This window comes from Emticicia sp. MM, assembly GCF_001649495.1.
The window spans coordinates 51,387-58,846 of record NZ_LXHX01000097.1 but is presented as its reverse complement, the minus strand read 5'-3'; the positions used below and the strand labels follow the sequence as shown (position 1 = coordinate 58,846).

The 7,460-nt window shown below is 39.8% G+C and carries 7 protein-coding genes; all 7 read left to right on the top strand.

Annotated elements, in window-relative coordinates; translation table 11 throughout:
- Positions 1-64 precede the first annotated feature (64 nt).
- Entirely contained in the window at positions 65-1,741 is a 1,677-nt protein-coding gene (ilvD, locus tag A6M55_RS11935; RefSeq protein ID WP_064197818.1) for a dihydroxy-acid dehydratase, read from the top strand.
- Positions 1,742-1,798: 57 nt separating this feature from the next.
- Positions 1,799-3,559, top strand: coding sequence for a biosynthetic-type acetolactate synthase large subunit (ilvB, locus tag A6M55_RS11930; RefSeq protein WP_156511043.1), 1,761 nt, complete (start codon positions 1,799-1,801; stop codon positions 3,557-3,559).
- An 81-nt stretch (positions 3,560-3,640) separates the two neighbouring features.
- Positions 3,641-4,180: an acetolactate synthase small subunit gene (ilvN, locus tag A6M55_RS11925; RefSeq protein ID WP_064197814.1), complete on the top strand. Its 540-nt coding sequence runs from the start codon at positions 3,641-3,643 to the stop codon at positions 4,178-4,180.
- Between the two features lie 112 nt (positions 4,181-4,292).
- The gene (locus A6M55_RS11920) at positions 4,293-4,514 is read left to right on the top strand and encodes a hypothetical protein (RefSeq protein ID WP_064197813.1); all 222 of its coding nucleotides are present in this window, start codon (positions 4,293-4,295) and stop codon (positions 4,512-4,514) included.
- Positions 4,511-4,924, top strand: coding sequence for a putative toxin-antitoxin system toxin component, PIN family (locus A6M55_RS11915; RefSeq protein WP_064197812.1), 414 nt, complete (start codon positions 4,511-4,513; stop codon positions 4,922-4,924). Before A6M55_RS11920 ends, A6M55_RS11915 begins: the two co-directional genes overlap by 4 nt.
- Before the next feature lie 63 nt (positions 4,925-4,987).
- Entirely contained in the window at positions 4,988-6,031 is a 1,044-nt protein-coding gene (gene ilvC / locus A6M55_RS11910) for a ketol-acid reductoisomerase (protein ID WP_064197811.1), read from the top strand.
- A 116-nt stretch (positions 6,032-6,147) separates the two neighbouring features.
- On the top strand, positions 6,148-7,419 hold the full coding sequence (gene ilvA, locus A6M55_RS11905) for a threonine ammonia-lyase (protein WP_064197810.1): 1,272 nt from the start codon (positions 6,148-6,150) through the stop codon (positions 7,417-7,419).
- Positions 7,420-7,460 lie beyond the last annotated feature (41 nt).

The window sequence follows — 7,460 nt, the reverse complement described above, 5'->3', positions numbered from 1 at the left end:
AATCTATAATTTATTGAAGATTAAGGATTGATGAATGAAGATTGGAGATTTTAAAAATATAAATATGGAACTAAATAAATTCAGCCGCACCCTTACGCAAGAAGTTCATAACCCTGCAGCCAAAGCCATGCTTTATGGTATTGGGTTGACAGAAGAAGATATGCAAAAAGCCCAAATTGGCATTGCAAGTACTGGTTATGAAGGAAATACCTGTAATATGCACCTCAATGGTTTGTCGGTTCACGTAAAGAAAGGTATCCAAGAAAACGGAATGGTGGGCTTGATTTTTCATACAATCGGAGTTTCAGATGGTATGACAAATGGCAATAACGGTATGAGTTATTCATTACCAAGCCGTGATATTATTGCTGACTCGATTGAAGATATTGTTGCTGCTCAATGGTATGATGGCGTGATTGCCGTAGTAGGTTGTGATAAAAATATGCCAGGGGCCATGATGGCAATTGCCAGATTGAACCGCCCTGCGATGTTGGTTTACGGCGGAACGATTCGTACTGGACAGTATAAAGGTAAAAAACTCGACATAGTTTCAGCTTTTGAAGCATTGGGGCAAAAGTTTGCAGGTACGATTTCTGACGAAGACTACGAAGGCGTTATAAAAAATGCCATCCCAGGTGCGGGTGCTTGTGGTGGAATGTACACCGCCAACACAATGGCCTCGTCAATGGAAGCAATGGGCTTAACATTGCCAAATTCATCAAGCTACCCAGCAACGCACGAAGGTAAAAAAGCCGAATGTATTGCAATTGGTGCAGCCATGAAAAATATGCTGGAGAAAAACATTTGTCCACGTGACATCATGACTCGCAAGGCATTTGAAAACGCCATGACGATGGTAATGGTTATGGGTGGTTCAACCAATGCCGTTCTTCACTATTTAGCTATTGCAAGTGCCGCAGGTGTAGATTTTACATTGAAAGACATTCAAGATATTTCAGACCGTACGCCATTAATCGCTGATTTGAAACCATCGGGCAAATATTATATGGAAGATATGCTCGAAATCGGTGGTGTTCCTGCTCTGATGAAATATTTGCTCAAAAAAGGCTTTATTCACGGAGATTGCATGACAATCACAGGCAAAACAATTGCTGAAAATTTAGAAGACGTACCAGACTTGGATTTTGATACACAGAAAATCATTCAACCAATCGAGTCTCCAATCAAGCCAACTGGTCACTTACAGATTCTTTACGGAAATCTGGCTGAGGGTGGAGCTGTGGCAAAAATCACCGGAAAAGAGGGCGAAAAATTTGAAGGAATTGCCAAAGTTTGTGAACGTGAAGAGGAAGTGATTGAGTTCTTAGAAAAAGGCGAAATCAAAGCTGGTCACGTAATCGTAATCAGAAACGAAGGTCCTAAGGGCGGACCAGGAATGCCAGAAATGCTTAAACCAACGTCAGCTGTGATGGGTGCAGGTCTCGGAAATAGCGTAGCAATGATTACTGACGGACGTTTTTCGGGTGGAACACACGGTTTTGTGGTTGGACACATCACGCCAGAAGCTTTTGAAGGCGGCACAATCGCTTTAGTAAAAGACGGTGATAAAATTACGATTGATGCGGTTGATAATCAATTGATTTTGCATGTTTCAGACGAAGAATTGGCCGAACGTAAAGCTGCTTGGAAACAAATTCCATCAGAACACACAAGAGGCGTACTTCGTAAATATATCAAAAACGTAAGTTCGGCCAGCGAAGGTTGCGTGACGGACTTGTAAGAAATACGGAGTACAGCAAACCAAATAAAAACTTCATCCTAAAATATCTCAGACGATATGGGAAATTTACTCGAAATCGAATTAAAGCAAGAAATACTCGCAGCACCCGCTCAAGAGAAAGAAGGTCAAACTTTTCTTTCGGGAGCTCAAGCCATGATGGAGTGTTTGTTGGCTGAAAGTGTAGATAATATTTTTGGTTATCCGGGTGGGGCAATTATGCCAACCTACGATGCCCTTTATGATTATATTGATAGAATAAAACATACTTTGGTGCGCCACGAACAAGGTGCTGGGCACGCAGCACAAGGCTATGCTCGTGTAAGTGGACGCACAGGTGTTTGTTTGGTAACCTCTGGCCCTGGTGGTACGAACCTCATTACGCCAATTGCTGATGCAATTATTGACTGTACACCTTTGGTTTGTATTGTGGGTCAAGTAAAATCAAATTTATTGGGTACTGATGCTTTCCAAGAAACTGACATGATTGGTGTAACTACGCCAGTTTGCAAATGGAATTATCAGATTACCGACCCCAACGAAGTACCAGAAATCATGGCGAAAGCTTTCTTTATTGCTAAGTCAGGAAAACCTGGCCCAGTAGTAATTGATTTTGCTCGTGATGCCCAAGCAGCAAAAATGACAAAGCCATTTGTCTATAAAAAAGTAGAGAAAATGGTAAGTTATAGCCCACGTATTGTTCCAAAACAAGAACAAATCGAAAGGGCGGCGGAGCTTATCAATAAAGCAAAACGTCCATACATTTTATTCGGACACGGCGTTTTGATAGCCGATGCTGTTCAAGAATTGCTCGATTTTGTTGAAAAAACAGATATTCCTTGTGCAAGTACATTACTTGGGCTTTCGGCAATGCCAAATAATCACCCAAATTACATGGGTTGGTTGGGTATGCACGGAATGTATGCTCCAAACGTAATGACTGACGAGTGCGATGTTCTAATAGCCGTTGGTATGCGTTTCGATGACCGTGTAACGGGAGATTCTACCAAATTTGCTCCACAAGCTCGCATTATTCACATTGAAATTGACCCTTCGGAAGTTGATAAAATCAAAAAAGCCGAAGCTCCAGTAATCGGAGATGCCAAAGAAGCCCTAAAAATGCTCATGCCTTTAGTAAAAAAAGGAGATTTTACGGGCTGGAAAAACGAATTCCGTAAACTTGATGTAAAAGAATATGATAAAGTTACACTCCGCGATTTAAGCCAAGAAGGCAAAATCAAAATGGCAGAGGTTGTAGCTTTACTTTCAGATAAAACCAATGGTGAGGCTTGCATCGTGGTTGACGTTGGTCAGCACCAAATGGTTACGGCTCGTTACTACCAATTCCGTAAGCCAAACTCATACATTGCTTCTGGCGGGCTTGGTACGATGGGCTTTGCGATTCCTGCCTCTTTTGGTGCGAAAGTCGGAGCTCCAGACCGTGAAGTAGTCGGAATTATCGGTGATGGTTGTTTTCAAATGACCATTCAAGAACTCGGCACAATTGCCCAAAGTGGCTTGGCCGTAAAGATGATTATCTTGAATAATAATTTCTTAGGAATGGTGCGTCAGTGGCAGCAGTTATTCTTTGATAATCGCTACTCGTTCGTAGAATTACAAAATCCAGATTTTATTACAATTGCTCGTGGTTTCGGAATTGACGGACACACTTGTTCGGAGAGAGAAAACCTAAGCGATTCATTGGATAAAATGCTTGATTCTAAGAAGGCATACCTGCTCGAAGTTATCGTAGAAAAAGAAGAAAACGTATTCCCGATGGTTCCTGCGGGAACAAGCGTAAGCGAGATTCGCTTGGAGTAAACAGCCACCCCTAACCCCTAAAGGGGGATAAAGGTGTTTTTATATTTTTAATTTTTTACTCCCCTTTAGGGGCTGGGGGTTATGACAACATACACTATTTGCGTATTTACCGAAAATAGCATCGGATTACTCAACAAAATCACAATCATATTTACCCGTCGCAGAATCAATATTGAGTCGCTGACGGTTTCGGAAACTGAGCGTAAGGGTATTTCTCGTTTCACCATCGTTATCAAACACGAAAAACGTGAAGAAGTAGAAAAACTCGTACGCCAGATTCGTAAAATCATTGAAGTTTTAGCTGTTTTTGGCTATCTCAACGAAGACATTGTTTATAACGAAATCGCACTTTTCAAGATTTCTACTCCACTTAACGGCAAATCTGTTGATGTCGAAACCATCAATAAGGTCTATAAGGCATGGGTAGTTTATTGGGGACTCGACTACGTAGTAATCGAAAAAACAGGTACTGAAACTGAAATTTTTGATTTCTTTAGGTACATAAAACCTCACGGAATCATCGAATTCGTTCGTTCGGGCAGAGTTGCAGTAGGTAAAACTCCTCAAGGGCTAATCGAATATTTACCAGAAGAAATTACCGAATGGGAGTATTATTTGTAAAGAAACGATAGATTTTGTCTATTTTTGTTTCATACTTTCTTAATTATGAAATATGTCCAATACAAAATCATTGTAAATTGTTGCAGAGAAAAGTTAATTATACCAAATAGTTATGAGTAATTTAACAACACAAGCTCCACTATCAAACCTTCAGTTAGAATTATTAAAACTTTACGGAAGTGGTGTTTCTGATGAAGATTTAGCAGCTATTAATGGTTTAATAGTAAATTATTTTGCTAAAAAAGCCCAAGATTCCGCAGATAAAATTTGGGATGAAAAAAAATATTCTAATGATTTGATGGACGAATGGCTTAAAGCAGATTTGAGAGAATGAGAGTTGTAGTTGATACAAATTGCTTACTGGTATCTATTTCAAGAAAATCGCAATACAATTGGCTTTTTCAGGCATTAATTGATAAAAAATTTGAGTTGTGTTTATCTACTGAAATCTTGGAGGAGTACGAAGAAATCATAGGCAGATACTTTTCACCTGAAACAGTTGAGCCAGTTTATGAAATTCTAACGACTGCTTCTAATATTAAAAAAGTAGAAGTATCTTTTAGGTTACAACTCATACATAATGACCTTGACGATAATAAATTTGTAGATTGTGCTTTTGCAGGAAATGCAAACTATATCGTAACAAATGATACCCACTATGATATTTTAAAGACGATTGATTTTCCAAAATTCAATATAATTTCAATAACAGCATTTAAAGAGGTTTTAGACAAAATACAGTAAACAGTTTACAAGAAAAAGTATATACAATTAGTTGTCGCATTCAATAAAACAAATTCAATAAAAATGGCAAAATTAAATTTCGGCGGTGTTGAAGAAGAAGTAGTAACCCGTGAAGAGTACCCTCTCGAAAAATCAAGAGAGTTCTTGAAAAAACAAACTATTGCAGTAATTGGCTACGGTGTACAAGGCCCAGGTCAAGCAATGAACATGCGTGACAATGGTTTCAACGTAATCGTTGGACAACGCCCTGGTAAAACTTACGACAAAGCCGTTGCTGATGGTTGGGTTCCAGGTAAAACGCTTTTCAGCATCGAAGACGCATTGAAAAAAGGTACAATCATCTGTTTCCTTTTGTCAGATGCAGCTCAAATTGCCTTATGGCCAACAGTGAAACAATACCTCAAAAAAGGTAAAACTTTATATTTCTCTCACGGATTCGGTATCACGTACAGCAAAAAAACGGGTATCAAACCACCTAAAAACGTTGACGTCGTTTTGGTAGCTCCAAAAGGTTCGGGTACTTCACTTCGTCGTTTATTCGTTGAAGGAAAAGGTCTTAACTCATCTTTCGCTGTTTACCAAGATGCTTCAGGTCACGCTCGTGAAACTGCCATCGCAATGGGTATCGGTGTAGGTTCTGGTTATTTATTCGAAACAGATTTCTACCGTGAAGTAACATCTGACCTTACTGGTGAGCGTGGAACTTTGATGGGTGCTATCCAAGGTATTTTTGCTGCTCAATACGAAGTATTGCGTGAAAATGGCCACTCTCCATCAGAAGCTTTCAACGAAACTGTTGAAGAATTAACTCAATCTTTGATGCCACTCGTAGCAGAAAACGGAATGGATTGGATGTATGCAAACTGCTCTACAACTGCTCAACGTGGTGCGTTAGACTGGTGGAAACCTTTCCACGATGCTACAAAACCAGTTTTCAAGAAATTGTATCAAAGTGTGAAATCACAAAAAGAAGCTACTCAATCTATCACTCGTAACTCTGAGCCAGATTACCGTGAGAAATTGGAAGTTGAATTAGCTGAACTTCGTGATTCGGAAATGTGGCAAGCAGGTAAAACTGTTCGTAGCTTACGTCCAGAAAACAATTAATTGTAGTCCACTGTCACATAGACAATAGACGACCGTTTTATAAATTACAGAAAGCACAGGGGCAAAATCTCTGTGCTTTTTGTATATTTGAGTTTTATAAAATAAGCCTTCATCACATGACCAAAATAAAGTCGGAAATCATATTTCCTGATTTAGACAATATCTATCTCGCCGCCGAACGTCTGCAAGGTGTGGCCGTTCACACGCCCTTGATGCATAACTTGAATCTTTCGGAGCGTTATGGAGCAAATATTTACCTCAAACGTGAAGATTTGCAGGTTGTTCGTTCTTATAAAATTAGAGGAGCTTTCAATAAAATGTCAGCTCTACCGAAAGAACAACTTAAAAAAGGTGTCGTGTGTGCCAGTGCGGGCAATCACGCACAGGGGCTTGCGTATGCGTGTAGAAAATTGCAGGTAAAAGGCACAATCTTTATGCCCACCACTACGCCTGCTCAGAAAATAAAGCAAGTAGGAATGTTTGGAAAAGAGTTTGTAAAAATCGAACTCGTGGGCGATACTTACGACGATGCTTATTATGCCGCAAAAAAATACTGTGAAGAACAAAAGGCCACTTTCGTGCATCCGTTCGATGATTTGCAGGTAATGGAAGGGCAAGGAACAGTAGGCTTGGAAATCTTCAAAGACTCTAATTTCAAAATTGATTATTTGGTTTTTGCTATTGGTGGTGGTGGTTTAGCTTCGGGAGTTTCGACGGTTTTTAAACAACTTTCGCCCAAAACCAAACTCGTTGCTGTAGAACCACTTGGCTCGCCAACCATGAAAACTGCCTTAGAGCAAGACCAAGTAGTAACGCTCGAAGAAATTGATAAATTTGTAGATGGAGCGGCCGTAAAACGTGCAGGAGATTTGACATTTCAGGTCTGTAAACAAAATCTCAATCATGAAATTTTGCTCATTCCCGAAGGAAAAGTTTGCTCAACGATTCTTCAACTTTATAACGAAGAAGCCATCGTGGCCGAGCCAGCAGGAGCATTATCGGTTTCAGCTCTCGATTTCATAAAAGATGAAATAAAAGGTAAAAATGTGGTATGTATCATAGGTGGTGGGAATAATGACATCACCCGAACCGAAGAGATAAAAGAGCGTTCGTTGCTTTACGAAGGACTAAAACACTACTTCATTATTCGCTTTCCGCAACGTGCTGGGGCTTTCAAAACATTCTTGAATGATGTACTAAGCCCAACTGATAATATTGTATTTTTTGAATATTCCAAGAAAACCGCTCGTGAACGTGGCCCTGCATTAGTGGGTATCGAATTGAAGCAGCAGTCTGACTTTCAGCCCCTTATCGAACGCATGAAAGAAAATAACGTTCAGTTCGAGTACATCAACGATAAACCCGAACTTTTCGAGTTTTTGATATAGTTTATTACAAAAAGCATAATAAAAGAAGGGCTTTCATTATC

Excerpts from the sequence above, each read along its gene's own strand:
- ilvA (WP_064197810.1), top strand. The coding sequence starts at position 6,148 with ATGACCAAAATAAAGTCGGAAATCATATTTCCTGATTTAGACAATATC.
- A6M55_RS11920 (WP_064197813.1), top strand. The coding sequence starts at position 4,293 with ATGAGTAATTTAACAACACAAGCTCCACTATCAAACCTTCAGTTAGAA.
- ilvN (WP_064197814.1), top strand. The coding sequence starts at position 3,641 with ATGACAACATACACTATTTGCGTATTTACCGAAAATAGCATCGGATTA.
- ilvC (WP_064197811.1), top strand. The coding sequence starts at position 4,988 with ATGGCAAAATTAAATTTCGGCGGTGTTGAAGAAGAAGTAGTAACCCGT.
- ilvB (WP_156511043.1), top strand. The coding sequence starts at position 1,799 with ATGGGAAATTTACTCGAAATCGAATTAAAGCAAGAAATACTCGCAGCA.
- ilvD (WP_064197818.1), top strand. The coding sequence starts at position 65 with ATGGAACTAAATAAATTCAGCCGCACCCTTACGCAAGAAGTTCATAAC.
- A6M55_RS11915 (WP_064197812.1), top strand. The coding sequence starts at position 4,511 with ATGAGAGTTGTAGTTGATACAAATTGCTTACTGGTATCTATTTCAAGA.